Source organism: Ruegeria sp. N7, assembly GCF_056531345.1.
The window spans coordinates 90,056-108,488 of record NZ_JBQFLR010000002.1 but is presented as its reverse complement, the minus strand read 5'-3'; the positions used below and the strand labels follow the sequence as shown (position 1 = coordinate 108,488).

Below are 18,433 nucleotides of genomic sequence, written 5' to 3'. Positions count from 1 at the left end.
TTCTCAGCCTGATTGAGCCGAATCGTTTCGTGGCACGATCAAAATACATGTGCAAAACAGGTGTCTTCCAATCCGGGCGCTACACCATGAGTTGTGAAGCGCATCACAGACAGAAGGTGATTGTTTCAGGTATGACGTTAATCATCGCACATCGTGAGCCACTGAATCGTAAAGGCAACAATAAGTGCGAAATTTTATTACTCTTTTTGATTATTTTCAGAAACTTTGCCACCCTAACCATGGGGGAACACATTTAAAGAGCGGGGGTCGCTCAATGAATTTACGAATTTCAACCAATGGCGCGGGTGCAATTTCGACCCGTCAGGCTTCAACAGAATTGGATTGTGAGACCGCAGCCTTGCTGCGCGCGGCCATCCGGCCGATCTTTGTCACCGCAGCAAGCTGGGGCAATCTGGCAGACATCCTGAAAGACAAAGGATATCGTCTGGTGTTCCGGCAGGGCCGTTTGTGTATCACGGATCGGGCAACCGATGCGCGGATTTGCGGATTGCGCTTTCTGGATATCGAGTTTCGCGAACTGATCAGCCGCCTTGGCCGCCCGATTGTTGTGGCCACAGGTGACGGAGCCAACGGAGACGTCCTGGCCGAGCGCCCGACGTCGGATCAAAACTGAGAACCGACCGACTGACGCGGTCGGCCTTCAGGTAGCCTGGGAAGGGCCGCCAGGTCTGAGCCTTCGGCACCCCTTCCGGATCACGGGGCGTGTTTCAACGCCCGCTTCATGCAGCAACTGATGGTCGCTCAGGCGATCTGCTGGTAAATCTCAGCAACTTTGGTAACGGCCGCCTCGGGGCTCAGTTCCTCGCTTTCGCCGGTACGGCGGCAGGTCAGTTCAACCACACCATTCTTCAGACCACGCGGGCCAACCGTGATGCGCCAGGGCAGACCGATCAGGTCCATCGTGGCGAATTTGCCGCCTGCGCGTTCGTTGCGGTCGTCATAGAGCGGCTCCAGACCCAAAGCCGTCAGCGCCGTGTAGATCTTGTCACAGGCTGCATCGGCTTCTTCATCGCCCTGCTTGAGGTTGACGATACCGCAATGGAACGGGGTCACGCCCTCAGGCCAGATGATGCCCTTATCGTCATGGCTGGCCTCGATGATCGCACCGACAAGGCGGCTGACACCGATACCATGGCTGCCCATGTGAACCGGAACCGGTTTGCCATCCGGGCCTTGGACAGTTGCACCCAAGGGATCGGAGTATTTGGTGCCAAAGTAGAAGATTTGACCCACCTCGATGCCGCGCGCCACGCGGCGGCGTTCTTCGGGTATCTGGTTGAACAGCGCTTCATCATGGGTTTCGTCAGTGCGCGCGTATTTCGAAGTGAACTCTTCCAAAATGGCCTGACACTGTTCGCGGTTGTCATAATCGATGTCGCGATCGCCAAAGGTCAGATCAGTGACAGCGCTGTCATAGAAAACTTCGGATTCACCGGTATCGGCCAGAACCAGGAACTCATGCGTGTCATCACCACCGATGGGGCCTGAATCGGCGCGCATCGGAATCGCCTGAAGTCCCATCCGTTCATAAGTGCGCAGATAGCTGACCAGATGGCGGTTATAGGCGTGCAGCGCATCTTCCTTGGTCAGGTCGAAATTGTATCCGTCCTTCATGTAGAATTCACGGCCCCGCATCACGCCGAAACGCGGGCGGATTTCATCGCGAAACTTCCACTGGATCTGGTAGAGCGTCAGCGGCAGGTCCTTGTAGCTACTGACGTGGCCGCGGAAGATATCTGTCACCAGTTCTTCGGCCGTCGGCGTGAACAGCATGTCCCGGTCATGCCGGTCCTTCATCCGCAGCATCTCCTGACCGTAATCGTCATAGCGCCCGGATTCACGCCACAGATCCGCCGACTGGATGATGGGCATCTGGATCGCGATGTGACCGGCCCGCGCCTGTTCCTCGTGGACGATGTTTTCCAGCTTGCGCAGCACTTTGAAGCCCAGCGGCAACCAGGAATAAATCCCGGCAGAGGCCTGCTTGATCATCCCTGCACGCAGCATCAGCCGGTGGCTGACGATCTGAGCCTCGGACGGGGTTTCCTTGAGAACGGGCAGAAAGTAACGGCTCAGGCGCATGGACGGACCTTCAAAGGTAAGAATTCGACTGGACAGGTGATTATGCCAAAGCCCCGCCGGGGGCAATCGCGCATTGGTGTTTTTCCGACCTTGCGGCAGTCGGTTTTTTGATTGACCCGCCAATCGGGAAACCCAATGGTAGCGGAAACGCAAATTCCATGAGGCGCTGATGCAAACCATTCAGGAACCCGCACGCCAAATCCCCGTCATTCATCAAACCGATGTCCTGGTCGTGGGCTCTGGCCCTGCCGGGTTGGCAGCGGCGCTTGCAGCGGCACGTGCGGGGGCCGAGGTATCTTTGATTGATCGGTTTGGCTGCATGGGTGGCAACATCACTGCCGTCGGCGTCGAAGGATTTGCCTGGTACCGGCACGAGCAAACCGTCGAGGCAGGTGGCATCGGGATGGAATTCGAGACCCGCGCCAAGGAGATGGGGGCCGCCGTTCCGGAAAGCCAGTCGCTGAGCTATGAGCTGGACAGCGAAGGCTTCAAACTGGTCGCCGACAAGCTGGTCGAAGAAGCGGGTGTGCATCCGATGTTGCATCGGCATTTCGTGGCCCCGATCCTGGAAGGCGACCGGATCACCGGCGTCATCACAGAATCCAAAGCCGGGCGCGAAGCGATATTGGCCAAGGTCGTCATCGATGCCACCGGCGACGCGGATGTGGCCCATCGTTCGGGCGCGCCGACCCACAAAACTCCGCGCGAGGACATGATGGCGGCTTCGGTCATGTTCCATCTGGCGGGCGTAGATAAACGCGCCTTCATGGAAGGTGTGAAAGCTGACCCGCAGACCTACAAGGACTGGGGCGGTGGCGGAGAGTGGAACATTGAGACCTCGGGTAAAGAGGACGACATGTTCTCACCCTTCGTGCACAAACCGTTCCAGCAAGCAATCGATCAGGGGCTGATCCCGCCGCATCTGAACACCATCGCCGGCACCTGGGGCGCGATGCATGACACGGGCGAGCTGACGTACATGAACCTCATCCATCTGGCCGAGGTTGACGGCACCGATCCCGACAGCCTGACGCGCGGCGAGATTGAAGGTCGCCGCCAGACCATGCTGGCCATCGAGGCGCTGCGACGGTTCATGCCCGGTTGCGAAAACGCGCGTTTGCGGAATTTTGGGATGACCATCGGCATCCGCGACACCCGCAAGATCGACGCGGTTTACAACATGACCGAAAACGATGCCCGCCATCAGGGCCGGTTCGAGGATACAATAGGTATCTATCCCGAGTTCATCGACGGCTATGGCATTCTGATCCTGCCAACTACGGGGCGGTATATGCAAATCCCTTATCGGTCGATGCTGCCCAAGGGCATCAAAGGCCTGCTGGTTGCAGGACGGTCACATGGCGCGGACCGGGTGGCGCATGCCGCCACGCGCAACATGGCCTGTTGCGCGGTCATGGGTCAGGGCGCAGGCATCGCCGCAGCGGTATCATTGAAAAGCAATCAGGAGCTGGACCAGCTGAATCTGGCACCGGTTCGCGCTGAATTGCAACGCCAGGGGGTGAGAATTCGCTGATGGAAAGTATCCCAACGATTGATATCGCGCCTTTGACTGCCCCGGGAACCGAAGCCTATGACGCGACGGTCCGGCACATCCTTGCGGCCTGTCAGGGGATCGGCTTTTTGTCGATCACCGGGACTGGCATATCCCAGCAGACCGTGGATCAGGTACGTCAGATCACCCGAGAGATTTTTGCCGTCGATGACGCACGAAAATGGGATCAGGCCATCACCCGCGCCAACTATCGCGGCTATATACCCATGGGGTTCTTCACACCCAATGATGGCTCGGGCAAGGCCGACAAATACGAGGGGTACAAACTGCATCACGAGGTCGCAGCAGACGACCCGGTGCGTGAGGTTTGCGCGTTATACGGGCCGAACCTCTGGCCGGACGATGTACCATGCGCGAAAGAGGTCATTCTGGGTTACTGGCGGCAACTGGATCGCGTCACCGATCTGTTGCTGGGCGCGTTAGAAGCAGGGTTGGATTTGAAAGCCGACTCGCTGCGCGGTGCATTCCGGGACCCGATGACCAACATGACCCTATTGCATTACCCGCCTCAGGCCGAAGATGAGGCAGGCTATGGCATCCATCCGCACAAGGATACCGACGCCTTGACCATCATTGCCCCCGATCCGGTGGGCGGGCTTGAGGTGCAGACCCGCAACGGCGGCTGGATCACGCCCGACTGCCCGCCCGGTGGTTTCGTGGTGAATATCGGCGACATGCTTGAACTGTGGTCGGGCGGGCGGTTGAAATCCACGCCCCATCGGGTTGTGAACCGATCGGGTCAGGAACGGTATTCTTTTCCCTATTTCGCGGTGCCCCGTCACGACGTCGTCGTCGCGCCTTTGCTGCCACCCCTGCCCGGCTTTGACCGTCCGGCGGTTCATTGCGGGCACTGGTCGGCCGAGATTTGGCGTACGAACTGGCCCGATGAGACCGCCACCAAAGACACGCCTGAATTGGGAACCTTGCGCGGCTGACCCCTGCAAACCCAAGCGCCATGAACCGCTTGCATCATGGGCTTTGATGCGCCAAGAACACCTGCAAGGGCCTGAACAGGGGGATCGACATGGCTTTGCCGGTTAAGGATCAGCTGAGATACTGGAGCATCGCCGCTGCGGTTTTCGCGTTGATCCTGTGGGCCCTTGGCGATGTCTTGTTGCCTTTTGTCATCGGCGGGGCCATTGCCTATTTCCTTGATCCGGTCGCTGACCGGCTGGAGCGGCTGGGCCTGTCGCGTATGGCCGCCACGGCTGTCATCACGGTCGTCGGTGTTCTGGGATTTGTACTGGCAATTCTGATGGTGGTCCCTGCGCTGATCACCCAGTTGCTGGATCTTGTCGATGTACTGCCTGATCTGTTCAAACAGTTGCGCAGTTTCATAGAAAAACAATTCCCGTCATTGCTTGACCGGGAATCAAGCACGCACGCGATGCTAGTGTCCTTTGGCGAAACGCTGAAATCCAAAACCGGGGACGTTATGCAGACGCTGCTGACCTCGCTGGGTTCCGCGATCAACATCGTTGTTCTGTTGGTCATTGTGCCGGTCGTGGCCGTCTACTTGCTGTTGGACTGGGACCGCATGACCGCCCGCATCGGAGAGCTGCTGCCACGTGACCACGCTCCCATCATCAGGCGGCTGGCCGGCGAGATCGATGCGGTTCTGGCCTCGTTCGTGCGCGGCATGGGAACAGTTTGTTTGATCCTTGGCACCTATTACGCGGTCGCACTAATGCTTGCTGGTCTGCAATTCGGCCTGATTGTGGGTTTTATCGCGGGCCTGGTCACGTTCATACCCTATCTGGGCGCCCTTATCGGAGGCTCGCTGGCCATTGGGCTTGCGCTGTTTCAGTTCTGGGGCGACTGGGCTCATATCGGGCTTATCGCGGGTATCTTTGCCATTGGGCAGGTCACTGAAGGCAATTTCCTGACACCCAAGCTGGTCGGCAGCTCTGTCGGGCTGCATCCGGTTTGGTTGCTGCTGGCCCTGTCGGTCTTTGGCGCGCTGTTTGGCTTTGTGGGCATGTTGGTGGCAGTCCCGGTCGCCGCAGCATTGGGCGTTCTGGCCCGCTTTGCCACATCGCTATACCTCGACAGCAGATTGTACACTGGTCTTGAAGGTCTGGATCAGGAAACCGAGTAAATGGCCCGACAACTCAGCTTTGATCTGCCCGCCAAAACTGCGCTCGGGCGAGAGGACTTCTTTGTGTCACCGGCCAATGCGCTGGCGGTGGCAATGATCTCGGCCACGTCCTGGCCCGGCAACAAACTGGTGCTGAGTGGGCCTGCTGGCGCGGGCAAAACCCATCTGGCCCATGTCTGGGCCGCTGAAACCGGCGGGCGTATCCTTCAGGCCAGCGACCTGCGATATGACGATGTGCCAGACCTGGCGCGTATGCCGATTGCGGTCGAAGACGTGCCTTTGATCGCCGGCGATCTCGAGCTGCAAAAAACGCTGTTCCACCTGCATAATCTTGTTCTGGCCGAGGGGCACCCCCTGCTGATGACAGGCCGTCTTGCACCGAAATTCTGGGAGTTGCCGCTGGCCGACCTGCAAAGCCGGGTCGAAGGCGCCCATCACGTCGCACTGGATCCGCCCGATGACGCATTGCTGGGCGCAGTACTTGCCAAGCTGTTTGTTGACAGGCAGCTCAACCCCGGCCCCGATGTCATCGCCTATCTTGTCAAGCATATGGACCGGCGGTTTGAAAGCGCAGCCGACGTTGTATCCCAACTGGACCAACTGGCCCTGGCTGAAAAACGCGACATTACACGCGCGCTTGCCATTCGCGTACTGAACACGGCCCCGGATGAGGTCGAGACCAATGATTGACCCGCTGACGTCAATTTCGCATCCTCAGGCAGAACTATCTGGAACACTCATGGATCAGACCGTCAAAACCGATATCCCGGACTGGGGAACGTTCGGAAAGCCCCTGTTTGACAAACCGGACGCACGGGCGCTGTCGCGCGTCGGGGTTGTCGATGTCGGGTCGAACTCGGTCCGGATGGTCATTTTCGACGGGGCGGCCCGATCACCGGCCTATTTCTACAATGAAAAGGTCATGTGCGAACTGGGGGCGGGCCTGTCCGAAACCGGGCGACTGAACCCGCGTGGCCGCGAACGCGCCTTGTCGGCACTACGACGGTTCCAGCACCTGGCAATGGATCTGGATTTGCCCGGTTTGCATGTTGTCGCCACCGCTGCTGTGCGCGAAGCCTCGGATGGGCCCGAGTTTTGCGATCAGGTGCAGGCTGAAACCGGTTTGCAGGTGTCTATCATTGACGGTGACGAAGAAGCCCGCCTGTCGGCGCAGGGTGTCCTGTTGGGATGGCCCGGAGCTTATGGGCTGATCTGCGATATTGGCGGATCGTCGATGGAATTGGCCGAAATCGGCGGTGGTCAGGTCGGCCGTCGCGTAACCTCGCCGCTTGGGCCGCTGAAACTGCGCGACATCAAAGGCGGGCGGCGCGCGCGAAAAGCGCATATCAAGGAAACGATGGAGGATCTGCGCAATCAGATGGGCCAGCAGCGAGACCGTTTGTTTCTGGTCGGCGGCAGCTGGCGCGCCTTTGCGCGGCTGGACATGCTGCGGCGGGGCTATCCGCTGAACGTTCTGCATGAATACCGCATGACCACCAAACAGGTGCGCGAGACGATCAAATACATCGAAAAACACGATGGTGAAAAGCTGCGTGCTCAGGCGGGCGTGTCGAGCTCGCGCATGGCGCTTATCCCGTATGCGATGGACGTTCTGGCGCGGCTGATCCGCACGTTCAAACCCAAAGATATCGCCATCTCAAGCTATGGGATTCGCGAGGGGTTGCTATATGAGCAGATGCCGCAGGAAGTGCGCGATCGCGACCCGCTGATCGAAGCCAGCCGGTTCTCGGAAGCCAAGGACGCGCGCCTGCCCGGATTTGGCAGCAATCTCTATGATTTTGTCATCCCGCTGTTCAGATCGGCACCGCCCAGCAGAGTGCGCCTGATCAAGGCGGCCTGCCTGCTGCACGATGTAAGCTGGCGCGCGCATCCCGACTATCGGGCCGAGGTGTGTTTCGACAACGTCACGCGCGCCAATCTGGGTGGTTTGAAGCATTCCGAGCGTGTCTTCATCGGATTGGCACTGCAACACCGCTATCGCAACAAACGGGAAGGCAATCGGTTCTCTCGGCTTTACGAATTGCTGGATGAAAAAAGCCAGAAACAGGCCGAGATTTTGGGCAAGGCCATGCGGTTTGGCGCGATGCTGTGGATGCACAACGATGCCAATATGGGGCAGCTCAAGTTTTTCCCCAAAAAGCGAGAGCTGGAACTGTATCTGCCCGAGGCCGCAGCCCCCCTGTTCAGCGAAGTGGCAGAAGCCCGGTTAAGCGCCTTGGCAGCAGCGCTGAAATCTCAGACTCGCGTGATTGTCAAAGGCTGACTCTTGAGCGGGTCAGATATCTGTAGGTCCTTCGGGCACCTCGATATCCCGCTTTTCAGGCTCAGATGGCTCTTGGGTCGGTTTTCTGCGGATAATGATATCGCCATTGGGCAGGATCTCGGGTGGTTCATAAACGCTCCAGTCCTTGACCTCAGCCGCCAGTTCAGCAAGCGCCGGGCCCATCTGCTGCAAGAATGACTGCATCGCCGGGCCAAACTCTTCTGCCAGACCCAGCAAGTTTTCCAATGCCGGTTCCATTTCCTTGCGCAGACCTTCGAAAAACAGTTCGGCCCCCTGTTCCATCAGGGATTTTTCATTGTCTTCCTGTGCCATTGCAGGCGCGGCAAGGAACACTGAGATCGTACTGATCAGCAAGATGCGTTTCATACCTGACATATAAGGCCCGTGTGGCAGGCTGGAAAGGTCACAGTTCAATATCAAGCGTGACCGGAAAATGATCGGAGGCCGTCAAAAGCGCCTGCCGCAATTCCGGTTCAGCCCAACAGGCGGCATCCTGAAACGGGTGCCAGATACGCCAGGACGGGCGATATGCTTGCAGGTCCGTTGTAATCATTATGTAATCCAGTAATGCGTCCAGAAATTTACCTTCTTCCGGGCGGGCAAAGCGCGCAGTAGCAGGCACCGGCCCGGGCCGAAACCTGTAGGCTGTGACGGCGTTCGGGTCGAACAATCCGGCTTGCAGCAACACCTCGACCGACGAGCGGCCAAAGAGGTGCTCAAACTCATCCAGCCCGGGGCCATCGTTCAGATCGCCCAGCAAAATGACGGGCTGTTTTTGCGCAACATGCCATTCGACGCGCCGTGCAAGCCAGATCGCTTGCGCCAGCTGTTTGCGGCGATTGGCAATCGAAATCCGGATCGCCTCGTCCCGCGATTCGGCACCGTGCGGTGCCTTGGATTTCAGATGTGCCCCGATCAGGCGGATGTTGTGCCCCGCTTGCGTCGTCACCGCCAGTTCCATCGGCGGTTTGGAGAACCGCACGACATCCTCGGTCGCATCAATGTCGAGGTCGATTTTGAATACACCATCGAACCGGGGGGCTGTGGTATCTGCAATATCTCCCTTGGGATCGTGGCGAACACTCAGCACCGTTCTGTCATAGAGCAATGCCAGTTCCTGATGCGTGTCGTTTGCATAGCCCATCACCGCATCAGACGTGCGCAAGTCGAACGCTTCGGCAAAGGCTTGCAGGGCCCGAACCGTGTTCTGGCGTCTGCCCGTGTTGGGCGCCTCGACGATTACAATCGCATCAGCGTCAATGGCAGTCAGAACCTTGGCAATCGCTTCGATCTGCTGCGCTTTGGTGACGTCGTGCCTGCCGGACCAGCTGTCATCGACGATCAGCCTGTCTTTCTGGTCAAACAGATTGGCGAACCATTCGATATTATAGGTCGCCAGCCGCATCTGATCAGGCCCGCGCGCCGTTGATTTCATCCCAGGCGCGATTGATGTCGATCATCTTTTTCTCGGCCAGCCGGATCGCCTCTTCGGGGACACCCCGGGCCATCATGGCGTCGGGGTGCGTTTCCCGAACCAGCTGCCGCCAGACATTGCGAATGTCGGGCAGCGGCATGTCATGTGGAACGCCCAGAACCGTGTAAGGATCGTTTGGCGCATCCGGAACAAAGCGCGCCCGCAGTGCTTTGAACTGCGCGTCGGTTTGCCCGAAAATCTGGCTGACATCTTCGAGAAACGCGTTTTCGTTCGGATGATAGAAACCATCCGCCATCGCGATGTGAAAAAGACCTTCCATCAGGTCACACAGGGTTGTGCTGTCTTCGGAAAACATGCGGGCAATTTTGCGGGCGTAGTCCTGATATCCCGCCACGTCCGTACGGGCCATGTTGAAGACGCGGGCTGCACCTTCCTCATCTTCGCGCGCGATCTGAAACACGTCGCGAAAGGCGGTGACCTCATCACGGGTCACCTGACCGTCTGCCTTGGCCATTTTGGCACCCAGTGCGATGACCGCAATCGTAAAGGCCACGGACCGTTCCGGTGGCGAGCGTAGTTTTTCAAAAACTGCGGTCAGGCTTTCGCCCTGGGCAAGCGCGCTGAGCGCATCGGATATGCGAGTCCAGATCGACATGACCGCACCCTAGCGTCACAATTCGGGACTGTCAGGTGCAACAGGTCATTCAGCACCAAGAATTTTCTGCATCAGCACAAGGTCCAGCCGCTGGCCGAACTTAAAGCCGACTTCGGGCATCACCCCGACTTTCGAATAGCCAAGTGCGGCATGAAACGCCTCAGCCCCCGGATTGGCCGAGGATATGCCCGCGACCAGAACATGAACGCCTTGGGCTTGCGCGATTTCCTCCAGTTCTGACATCAACGCACGTCCCAGCCCTTTGCCCCACGCATCCGGTGACAGCTGGATCGTATGTTCGCAGGTTTGCGCATAACCGGGCCCGGTGCGGAAAGGGCCATATGTGGCAAAGCCGATAACGTGGCTGTCGTGCTCGGCAACCAGATAACCGGGCGCGCGTGCCTTGATATCTTCGGCAATCTGGGCGGCGCTGCGTTCGTCCGTCGTGAAAGTGACCAAAGTGTCCCGGATGATCGCATTGGTGATCCGGGCAATGGCTGGAGCATCTGACGCTGTGGCCGGGCGAATGTTCATTCCAGCACCCGCAGCCCATGAGGTGTCTCAATTTCTGCCTGCAAAGCCGCGGGGCCGGTATCGAACACAACAAGATCCAGCTCACCCAGTCGACGGGCCAGTGTCAGGGCATCGGGGTGATAGACAACCAGACGCCGCAACCGGCACGCGCTGTCCTGCAACATGTTTGCCGGGTGCAGGTCGCCCTGCCATTCGATAAGGGCGGGAAACAGATTGTCGAACGGCAAACGCCCCGTTGGCGGAACCGCCATGCGCCATTGCAACGCGCCGCGGGTCAGGTCGATGGGCTCTCCGGTGCCATCGGGAAAGATCGACAGTGTGGCCTCGATATCCTCGACCCGGCATATCCAGTTCGTCAAACGCGGGCCGCCCTGAAAATTGTCCAGATCGAACCATCGCGGCCTGCCCGGAGGCTGCGCCTGCGGATCGATGGCAATCGCTTCCAGATAGAGCCCGTCTCTGAGCCCCAGCAGCCTGTTATGTGTCCCGAATTTTTCGTGTTTCCCACCGGGTTGCAGTGCAACACCAAGCGCCTGTTCGATATGCGCAGACGCTTCTTCAAGCGTTTCGCCCGCGACGGCCAGATGATCGAGTAACATGTGCACCCTCCTGCGAAAACGACCGGACCCAAAGGGATCCGGCCGCATGTTTTCGCCATTGGCGCAGGATCACAAGAGCTTTCGTTGAAAGACTTGCCTTGTGTCAGGGCCGCGCTTCGCGGATCAGGCGCAGAATGTCCTGAGCGGCCTCGGGAATGTTGGTGCCCGGACCAAAGATAGCCTTGACCCCATGGTCATACAGGAACTGGTAATCCTGTTGCGGGATCACCCCACCACAGATCACGATGATATCGTCGGCCCCTGCTTTCTTCAGCTCTTCCACCAGCTGCGGTGCCAGTGTTTTATGCCCCGCCGCCTGTGAGGAAATGCCGACCACATGTACGTCATTGTCCACCGCGTCCTGCGCGGCCTCGGCAGGTGTCTGGAACAGCGGGCCAACGTCCACGTCGAACCCGATATCTGCAAAGGCCGTGGCGATAACCTTGGCACCGCGATCATGCCCGTCCTGCCCCATTTTGACCACCAGAAGACGGGGGCGGCGGCCCTCGGCCTCGGCAAAGTCCTCGATGGATTTCTGGATCGCGGCAAAGCCTTCGTCGCCCTCATAAGCAGCGCCATAGACACCGGCCAGGGTTTTCACCTCGGCGCGGTGGCGGCCGAATTCTTTCTCCATTGCCATGCTGATCTCTCCTACGGATGCACGGGCGCGGGCGGCTTCGACCGCAGCGGCCAGCAGGTTTCCGCCCTCCTGGGCGGTCTTGGTCAGGGCGTCCAGCGCGGCTTGGCACGCGGCTTCATCACGGGTTGCGCGAATGCGTTCCAGCCGCGCCACCTGCGCCTCGCGTACGGCGACGTTGTCGACATCCAGAATGTCGATCGGGTCTTCCTGTTCCTTGCGGTACTTGTTGACGCCAACAATCACTTCGTCGCCCCGGTCAATCATGGCCTGACGACGGGCCGCGCTTTCCTCGATCCGCAGCTTGGGCATGCCCGAGGCAACCGCCTTGGTCATGCCACCCATCTCCTCGACCTCTTCCATCAGGGCCCAGGCTTTTTCGACCAGTTCATTGGTCAGGCTTTCGACATAGTAGGAACCGGCCAGCGGATCGACCACATCAGTTACACCGGTTTCTTCCTGAAGCACGAGCTGCGTGTTCCGCGCGATGCGGGCCGAGAAATCGGTGGGCAGCGCAATTGCCTCGTCCAGAGCATTTGTATGCAGGGACTGGGTGCCCCCAAGAACTGCACTCATCGCTTCATAGGCGGTGCGGATGACATTGTTGTAAGGGTCTTGCTCCTGAAGCGATACACCGGAAGTCTGGCAATGGGTGCGCAGCATCTTTGAACGTTCGGACTTTGCTCCAAACTCGGTCATGACGCGATGCCACAGCGTGCGCGCGGCGCGCAATTTGGCGATCTCCATGAAGAAATTCATGCCGATGGCAAAGAAGAAGGACAAACGACCAGCGAACTTGTCCACGTCCATCCCGGCCTCAGTCGCGGCACGGACGTATTCACGCCCATCAGCCAGCGTATAGGCCAGTTCCTGTACAAGGTTCGCCCCGGCCTCTTGCATGTGATAGCCCGAGATCGAGATCGAGTTGAACTTGGGCATCTCGTTCGACGTGTATTCGATGATGTCCGAGATGATCTTCATCGACGGTTCAGGCGGGTAGATATAGGTGTTGCGCACCATGAATTCTTTCAGAATGTCGTTCTGAATGGTGCCGGACAGGACAGATTTGTCGTGACCCTGTTCTTCACCCGCAACAATGAAACTGGCCAGGATCGGAACAACCGCGCCATTCATGGTCATCGAGACCGAGACCTTGTCCAGTGGGATGCCGTCGAACAAGATCTTCATATCTTCGACGCTGTCGATGGCAACGCCTGCCTTACCGACATCGCCCACAACGCGTGGATGGTCGCTGTCGTAGCCGCGATGTGTCGCCAGATCGAAGGCAACCGAAACGCCCTGCTGGCCTGCTGCCAAGTTGCGGCGATAGAAGGCGTTGGATTCTTCGGCGGTTGAGAAACCCGCATATTGGCGGATCGTCCATGGACGGCCCGCATACATCGTGGCCTTAACACCGCGAGTAAACGGGCCAAAGCCCGGCAACGACCCCATATGCGGCAGATCGGCGGTGTCTTCCTGGGTATAAAGCGGTTTGACCGCGATGCCTTCCAGCGTTTCCTTGGTCAGGTCGTCCAACGGACGTCCGCGCAGCTCTTTCTCGGCAAGCGCTGTCCAGTCCTTTGTGTCGGTCATTTCGATTTCCTCTCGTCAATACGGATGGCGGCCGCTGAAAGCGCCCGCGCCAAGGTCCTGCACTTGGCCTGTTCTTTCAGACACAAGCGCGAAAATGTGGTCACCCGGCACAAATCGCCGGTCGCAATCGCGGGCACAGGGGCTATATTCGAAAGAACAGGAGGCCACATGACACGCACGCTTGCCTTTGTTTTCTCGGCACTAATCCCTCTGGCCGCCTTGGCGGCAGACGGAACCGCGCCGTCTGATGACAGTTTTGTCCGCCCGGTGGGTGAAAGTGAACTCAGCGAGTTTTTGTGGGTCAAACGCCCCATTGTGGTTTTCGCTGACACGCCCGCCGATCCGCGGTTCCAGCAGCAGATCGATATGCTTGTCGCAGAAGAAGCAGCCATGCGCGACCGTGATGTCATCGTGCTGACAGACACGGACACGTCTGCCCGGTCTCCGATCCGGACCAAGCTGCGGCCGCGTGGCTTCCAGATGGTGTTCGTCGACAAGGACGGCGTGGTCAAACTGCGCAAACCCAGCCCGTGGAGCGTGCGTGAGATTGGCAGGTCTATCGACAAGACCCCCCTGCGCGAACGCGAGATTCGCGAACGGCGCCAAGGGGGCTGAACGCTTTCACCATGTCCAAAGGCCCCGGTGCGATGCGCCGGGAACTTTGGATTGTATGTCGAAAGCGCCAACATGGTCACTCGAACTCGATGATCACGTCGTCCACAGCAAGGCTGTCACCGGGACCTGCATTGACCTTGGCCACCACGCCCCTCTTTTCGGCGCGCAGGATGTTTTCCATCTTCATCGCTTCAATCGTGCAAAGCGCCTGACCTTCCTGCACTTCCTGCCCCACTTCGACGTCAATCTTCACGACAAGGCCGGGCATCGGACAGAGCAGCATTTTCGAGGTATCTGGTGGCAGTTTTTCCGGCATCAGCTTGGCCAGTTCCGCCTGACGCGGACGGCGTACATGCACTTTCAAGTCCGCGCCGCGGTTGCGAACGCGGAAACCGCCCGAGATCTTGCCGATTTTCAGAACCAGCGGACTGCCATCCACGTCCAGAACCGCAAGTTGATCGCCCGGCGTCCAGTCCGACGCGACACGCAGGGACGATCCGTCGTCAAACTTGACCGTTGCCCCCTCTTTGTCGGCATTGACCTGCACGGCGAAATCCTGCCCCTGCAATGTCACAACCCAGCGCTTGCCTACTTTGCGTTCGTGATTGTCCATCCGGCCCGACACGCGGGTGCGCCGGATTTCGGCGACGCGGTGCATCGCGGCGCAGGATGCAGCAATCCGGCGCAGATCCACTTCGGGCAACGTTACGCCCTCGAACCCGTCTGGATATTCTTCAGCGATAAAGGCCGTTGTCATGTCACCGCTTACAAACTTCGGATGATCCATCACTGCCGACAGGAACGGCAGGTTGTGACCGATGCCTTCCACTTCGAAACTGTCCAGCGCCACGCGCATCGCCTCGATTGCTTTTTCGCGGGTCGGCGCCCAGGTGCAGAGCTTGGCGATCATCGGGTCGTAATACATGCTGATCTCGCCGCCCTCGTAGACGCCGGTATCGTTGCGCACGGCGGTTTCACCATCGGGTGCTTCACCCTGCCATTTGCCGTTGACCAGCAACGGACCAGCCGAAGTTTCCTGCGGCGGGCGATACCGGGTCAGCCGACCGATCGACGGCAGGAAGTTGCGATACGGGTCTTCCGCATACAGACGGTTTTCAATCGCCCAGCCGGTCAGGGTCACGTCATCCTGCGTTATCGATAGCTTTTCACCCGCTGCGACACGGATCATCTGCTCGACCAGATCGACGCCGGTGATCAGTTCCGTAACAGGATGTTCCACTTGCAGGCGCGTATTCATTTCGAGGAAGTAGAAGTTCTTGTTTCCGTCCACGATGAACTCGACCGTACCTGCACTTGCGTAGTTCACGGCCTTGGCCAGAGCGACAGCCTGTTCACCCATCGCCTTGCGGGTTTCAGGATCAAGGAAGGGTGACGGTGCCTCTTCCACCACTTTCTGGTTCCGGCGCTGGATCGAGCATTCGCGCTCGCCCAGGTAGATGCCATTTCCGTGACTGTCGCACAGAACCTGAATTTCGATATGGCGCGGCTGGGTTACGAATTTTTCGATGAAGATCCGGTCATCTCCGAACGAGTTTGCGGCTTCGTTCTTGGACGACTGAAAGCCTTCGCGCGCCTCTTCATCGCTCCACGCGATGCGCATACCCTTGCCACCACCACCGGCGCTGGCCTTGATCATGACCGGATAACCGATGTCGTTCGAGATCCTGACCGCCTCGTCCGCGTCTTCGATCAGCCCCATGTAACCCGGAACCGTCGAAACTCCGGCCTCCTGTGCGATCTTCTTCGAAGTGATCTTGTCGCCCATGCTTTCAATTGCACCAACAGGGGGGCCGACAAAGGCGACACCTTCGGCCTCGAGCGCCTCGGCGAACTTCGAATTTTCCGACAGGAAGCCATAGCCGGGATGAACCGCCTGCGCGCCGCTTTTGCGGATGGCATCCATGACCTTGTCGATCACAATGTAGGACTGGTTCGCCGGGGGCGGACCGATATGCACGGCTTCGTCGGCCATCGACACATGCAACGCGTTCTTGTCCGCGTCCGAATAAATGGCAACGGTGCCGATACCCATCTTGCGGGCGGTCTTGATGACCCGGCAGGCGATCTCGCCCCGATTGGCGATCAGGATCTTATTGAACATGAAACGTCCTTTGGCTTGGTGTTCCGGAAACGCAAAACGCCGCCGCAGGGAACGATCCCCACGACGGCGTGATGCGCAATGATGGCTGAGGCGCCAGACGCCCCGAAAGATTTGCGTTAGTTACAGGTGTTCTGCGTCTTGCAGTACAGCACGTTGCCCGCTGCGCCAACGGCCGCACCAAACAGCGGGTCGGCATTGAGGACCGCAGCCCCCACAGCCCCGGCACCACCGCCGAGGAGTGCCTGTTCGCCCGTAGTGTCACCGCACGCGGCCAGACCCGCACAGGTCGCCGCAACAAGGATGAGTTTCGAGAATCGCATTGTGTCTGCCCTTTTAGTTTTCTTGGTTCGTTTGGGATCAGATGCGCGAAATCGGGCCTGTTATTCAATATCAATGCAATTGCAGGCAGGTTTTGTGCAGGTTTTCGCTTCTCTTTGGCCGTGGAAGCCAAAAAGAAAAACGCGGACAGGTCTATGTGGGGAACACAAGCCTGCCCGCGCAAGGAAGGGGTACGGAATAGTAGGTGCATGTGCGGCGCAGGCAAAGTAGAGCCGCACGGCCCATTCAGTTTGCACGGCACAATCTGTTGAGCAAACACAGTATTGTTTCCCTGGGACAACTCGGCTGGTTTCTGCCCAAGCCGCAATATGGCGCGCAACTTCGTGCCGACAGCATTCAAGTGAAATACCAGCGCGAAAGACCCGTTCACCGTCACAGTTTTGTTACAAAACGGACCGCTTCCGATGTTTTCTGCAGTTGCAGCATCACGAATCGCCGCCACTCCACCGGCGAAGGAATTACGGCGCAGCAGCGCGTTAGATGACAGGTTCAAGACGCCGTGATTCAAGAAGCCAAAAAAGGCACATTTTCTTGAGAAATCAGTCGGTTCAATTCTCTTTCTCGTGATTTCCAAAGATTTCTGCTGCGTGAAACGGTCCTTGGGCACACTCGCACTCAAAGGAACACCCACATGACTATGACTAGAAAAAAGGCACTCCTGCTCGCTGCCTCTGCGCTCAGTGTGACCGGCACGTTTGCTTTCGCTCAGGACGCCCAGACCCAGGCCGAACTCGACGCTTTGCGCGCCCGGGTCGAGGCGCTGGAAGCCGCCAAAAGCAGCCCCGCCAACGGAGATTTCCGCATCGGCAACACCGTTCTGGACGTTTACGGATACGTGAAGGCCGATTTCTTCTATGACTTCGACTACGATCAGGGGGATACGGCGTTCGTGAATGTCATCGGCGAACCCTCGGCCGCAACCGATGGCACCTTCGGGGCAACCGTTCGCCAATCGCGGATCGGACTGCGCACCACCACCCCAAGCGGGATCGGTGACATTGGCGGACAGCTTGAACTTGACCTGTTCGGTTCCGGCGGCACGGCTGAATTGCGTATACGCCATGCCAACATCACCATCGGAGACCAGTTCCTGATCGGTCAGTACTGGACCAACTTCCAACCATTGGACACCTACCCGACCACTGTCGAATTCAACGGCCCGGTGGGTATCGCCTTCGCCCGTGTCCCGCAGCTGAGGTATACTGGGCAGCTTGGCAGCAATGCACAGTTTGCGGTCGCGATCGAAGAGAACGTCAGCGGGTCGAACTCTGATGATCCCGTCCTGACGGCCTCGGCGGAATATAACGACGGTACATACATTGCCCGTGGTGCCGTTTTGTACGGCAAAGCCAATTCCGGCAATGTCGAAGTGGATCAGACGGGCTTTACGTTGTCCGGCGGCATTCGCCCTTGGGAAGGCGGGTTGTTCCAGGTCAACTACATCACAGGTGAGGCGCTTGGCCCATACCTGATCGGTCTCGGCGATGCCATTGTCGGTGGGCAGGCCAACGATGTGGATGGCTACACCGTGGAATTCAGGCAGGACATCGGTGCAAAGTGGAATGTCGGCATTGCCTACGGGCGCGAAGATTATGATCTGCCGACCTCGACCGGTACGCTGTCCTTCACCGAGCTGGAAACCATCCATGTCAACGCGTTCTACAAGGCGACAGATAGTCTGACGCTCAGCGCCGAATACATCTATGGCGAGCGGAACGACGCGCCCACCGGCAGAACCTTTGATGGCAGCCGCGTTCAGCTTGCGGCCCAGTTGAACTTCTGAGACCACACATAAATCCTGCCCGGTTTCGGGCAGGATTTTCCC

Annotated in this window: 17 protein-coding genes; 8 read left to right on the top strand and 9 right to left on the bottom strand. The window is 58.5% G+C overall.

Annotated elements, in window-relative coordinates:
- The first annotated feature begins 274 nt into the window (after nucleotides 1-274).
- Nucleotides 275-634 (top strand): hypothetical protein, encoded by a 360-nt coding sequence (locus tag ACR0ES_RS05120; protein WP_267366022.1) that lies wholly within the window; start codon nucleotides 275-277, stop codon nucleotides 632-634.
- 128 nt (nucleotides 635-762) lie between these two features.
- Here ACR0ES_RS05120 and proS read toward each other — a convergent pair whose 3' ends face one another.
- Nucleotides 763-2,103 (bottom strand): proline--tRNA ligase, encoded by a 1,341-nt coding sequence (gene proS / locus ACR0ES_RS05115; protein ID WP_480481934.1) that lies wholly within the window; start codon nucleotides 2,101-2,103, stop codon nucleotides 763-765.
- A 169-nt stretch (nucleotides 2,104-2,272) separates the two neighbouring features.
- Here proS and ACR0ES_RS05110 point away from each other — a divergent pair, with 169 nt between their 5' ends.
- From ACR0ES_RS05110 to ACR0ES_RS05090, 5 genes are all read left to right on the top strand, one after another.
- A complete protein-coding gene (locus tag ACR0ES_RS05110; RefSeq protein WP_480869765.1) occupies nucleotides 2,273-3,637 on the top strand; it encodes an FAD-dependent oxidoreductase in 1,365 nt (454 codons plus the stop codon).
- On the top strand, nucleotides 3,637-4,611 hold the full coding sequence (locus ACR0ES_RS05105) for an isopenicillin N synthase family dioxygenase (RefSeq protein WP_480869763.1): 975 nt from the start codon (nucleotides 3,637-3,639) through the stop codon (nucleotides 4,609-4,611). Before ACR0ES_RS05110 ends, ACR0ES_RS05105 begins: the two co-directional genes overlap by 1 nt.
- Before the next feature lie 89 nt (nucleotides 4,612-4,700).
- On the top strand, nucleotides 4,701-5,774 hold the full coding sequence (locus ACR0ES_RS05100; protein WP_267365997.1) for an AI-2E family transporter: 1,074 nt from the start codon (nucleotides 4,701-4,703) through the stop codon (nucleotides 5,772-5,774).
- Nucleotides 5,775-6,464 (top strand): HdaA/DnaA family protein, encoded by a 690-nt coding sequence (locus ACR0ES_RS05095; protein WP_480869761.1) that lies wholly within the window; start codon nucleotides 5,775-5,777, stop codon nucleotides 6,462-6,464.
- 49 nt (nucleotides 6,465-6,513) lie between these two features.
- A complete protein-coding gene (locus tag ACR0ES_RS05090) occupies nucleotides 6,514-8,058 on the top strand; it encodes a Ppx/GppA family phosphatase (protein WP_480537395.1) in 1,545 nt (514 codons plus the stop codon).
- 12 nt (nucleotides 8,059-8,070) lie between these two features.
- On the opposite strand, the gene ACR0ES_RS05085 is transcribed toward ACR0ES_RS05090, so the two are convergent.
- The 6 genes from ACR0ES_RS05085 to scpA all read right to left on the bottom strand — a co-directional run bounded on the left by ACR0ES_RS05085 (nucleotide 8,071) and on the right by scpA (nucleotide 13,532).
- Nucleotides 8,071-8,445 (bottom strand): hypothetical protein, encoded by a 375-nt coding sequence (locus ACR0ES_RS05085; RefSeq protein ID WP_480481945.1) that lies wholly within the window; start codon nucleotides 8,443-8,445, stop codon nucleotides 8,071-8,073.
- A 37-nt stretch (nucleotides 8,446-8,482) separates the two neighbouring features.
- Nucleotides 8,483-9,484, bottom strand: coding sequence for an endonuclease/exonuclease/phosphatase family protein (locus ACR0ES_RS05080; protein WP_480545819.1), 1,002 nt, complete (start codon nucleotides 9,482-9,484; stop codon nucleotides 8,483-8,485).
- A gap of 4 nt (nucleotides 9,485-9,488) precedes the next feature.
- The gene (locus tag ACR0ES_RS05075) at nucleotides 9,489-10,169 is read right to left on the bottom strand and encodes a molecular chaperone DjiA (RefSeq protein WP_267365678.1); all 681 of its coding nucleotides are present in this window, start codon (nucleotides 10,167-10,169) and stop codon (nucleotides 9,489-9,491) included.
- A 45-nt stretch (nucleotides 10,170-10,214) separates the two neighbouring features.
- Nucleotides 10,215-10,703 (bottom strand): N-acetyltransferase family protein, encoded by a 489-nt coding sequence (locus ACR0ES_RS05070; RefSeq protein ID WP_480773168.1) that lies wholly within the window; start codon nucleotides 10,701-10,703, stop codon nucleotides 10,215-10,217.
- Entirely contained in the window at nucleotides 10,700-11,302 is a 603-nt protein-coding gene (locus ACR0ES_RS05065) for a VOC family protein (RefSeq protein WP_480481949.1), read from the bottom strand. Before ACR0ES_RS05065 ends, ACR0ES_RS05070 begins: the two co-directional genes overlap by 4 nt.
- Nucleotides 11,303-11,405: 103 nt before the next feature.
- The gene (gene scpA / locus ACR0ES_RS05060; protein ID WP_209504581.1) at nucleotides 11,406-13,532 is read right to left on the bottom strand and encodes a methylmalonyl-CoA mutase; all 2,127 of its coding nucleotides are present in this window, start codon (nucleotides 13,530-13,532) and stop codon (nucleotides 11,406-11,408) included.
- 168 nt (nucleotides 13,533-13,700) lie between these two features.
- On the opposite strand from scpA, the gene ACR0ES_RS05055 reads away from it, so the two are divergent.
- The gene (locus tag ACR0ES_RS05055; RefSeq protein ID WP_480869759.1) at nucleotides 13,701-14,147 is read left to right on the top strand and encodes a DUF4174 domain-containing protein; all 447 of its coding nucleotides are present in this window, start codon (nucleotides 13,701-13,703) and stop codon (nucleotides 14,145-14,147) included.
- A 76-nt stretch (nucleotides 14,148-14,223) separates the two neighbouring features.
- Here ACR0ES_RS05055 and ACR0ES_RS05050 read toward each other — a convergent pair whose 3' ends face one another.
- Both ACR0ES_RS05050 and ACR0ES_RS05045 read right to left on the bottom strand, forming a co-directional pair.
- A complete protein-coding gene (locus ACR0ES_RS05050; RefSeq protein WP_480773166.1) occupies nucleotides 14,224-16,269 on the bottom strand; it encodes an ATP-binding protein in 2,046 nt (681 codons plus the stop codon).
- Nucleotides 16,270-16,385: 116 nt separating this feature from the next.
- Complete coding sequence (locus ACR0ES_RS05045; RefSeq protein WP_267365672.1) at nucleotides 16,386-16,589, bottom strand: hypothetical protein; 204 nt, start codon at nucleotides 16,587-16,589, stop codon at nucleotides 16,386-16,388.
- Between the two features lie 650 nt (nucleotides 16,590-17,239).
- Here ACR0ES_RS05045 and ACR0ES_RS05040 point away from each other — a divergent pair.
- Complete coding sequence (locus ACR0ES_RS05040; RefSeq protein WP_480773164.1) at nucleotides 17,240-18,391, top strand: DcaP family trimeric outer membrane transporter; 1,152 nt, start codon at nucleotides 17,240-17,242, stop codon at nucleotides 18,389-18,391.
- Nucleotides 18,392-18,433 lie beyond the last annotated feature (42 nt).

Coding starts and splice junctions, on each gene's coding strand:
- ACR0ES_RS05050 (WP_480773166.1), bottom strand. CDS start 16,269: ATGTTCAATAAGATCCTGATCGCCAATCGGGGCGAGATCGCCTGCCGG.
- ACR0ES_RS05075 (WP_267365678.1), bottom strand. CDS start 10,169: ATGTCGATCTGGACTCGCATATCCGATGCGCTCAGCGCGCTTGCCCAG.
- ACR0ES_RS05100 (WP_267365997.1), top strand. CDS start 4,701: ATGGCTTTGCCGGTTAAGGATCAGCTGAGATACTGGAGCATCGCCGCT.
- ACR0ES_RS05105 (WP_480869763.1), top strand. CDS start 3,637: ATGGAAAGTATCCCAACGATTGATATCGCGCCTTTGACTGCCCCGGGA.
- scpA (WP_209504581.1), bottom strand. CDS start 13,532: ATGACCGACACAAAGGACTGGACAGCGCTTGCCGAGAAAGAGCTGCGC.
- ACR0ES_RS05040 (WP_480773164.1), top strand. CDS start 17,240: ATGACTATGACTAGAAAAAAGGCACTCCTGCTCGCTGCCTCTGCGCTC.
- ACR0ES_RS05065 (WP_480481949.1), bottom strand. CDS start 11,302: ATGTTACTCGATCATCTGGCCGTCGCGGGCGAAACGCTTGAAGAAGCG.
- ACR0ES_RS05120 (WP_267366022.1), top strand. CDS start 275: ATGAATTTACGAATTTCAACCAATGGCGCGGGTGCAATTTCGACCCGT.
- ACR0ES_RS05085 (WP_480481945.1), bottom strand. CDS start 8,445: ATGAAACGCATCTTGCTGATCAGTACGATCTCAGTGTTCCTTGCCGCG.
- ACR0ES_RS05090 (WP_480537395.1), top strand. CDS start 6,514: ATGGATCAGACCGTCAAAACCGATATCCCGGACTGGGGAACGTTCGGA.
- ACR0ES_RS05045 (WP_267365672.1), bottom strand. CDS start 16,589: ATGCGATTCTCGAAACTCATCCTTGTTGCGGCGACCTGTGCGGGTCTG.
- ACR0ES_RS05055 (WP_480869759.1), top strand. CDS start 13,701: ATGACACGCACGCTTGCCTTTGTTTTCTCGGCACTAATCCCTCTGGCC.
- ACR0ES_RS05080 (WP_480545819.1), bottom strand. CDS start 9,484: ATGCGGCTGGCGACCTATAATATCGAATGGTTCGCCAATCTGTTTGAC.
- ACR0ES_RS05095 (WP_480869761.1), top strand. CDS start 5,775: ATGGCCCGACAACTCAGCTTTGATCTGCCCGCCAAAACTGCGCTCGGG.
- ACR0ES_RS05110 (WP_480869765.1), top strand. CDS start 2,273: ATGCAAACCATTCAGGAACCCGCACGCCAAATCCCCGTCATTCATCAA.
- proS (WP_480481934.1), bottom strand. CDS start 2,103: ATGCGCCTGAGCCGTTACTTTCTGCCCGTTCTCAAGGAAACCCCGTCC.
- ACR0ES_RS05070 (WP_480773168.1), bottom strand. CDS start 10,703: ATGAACATTCGCCCGGCCACAGCGTCAGATGCTCCAGCCATTGCCCGG.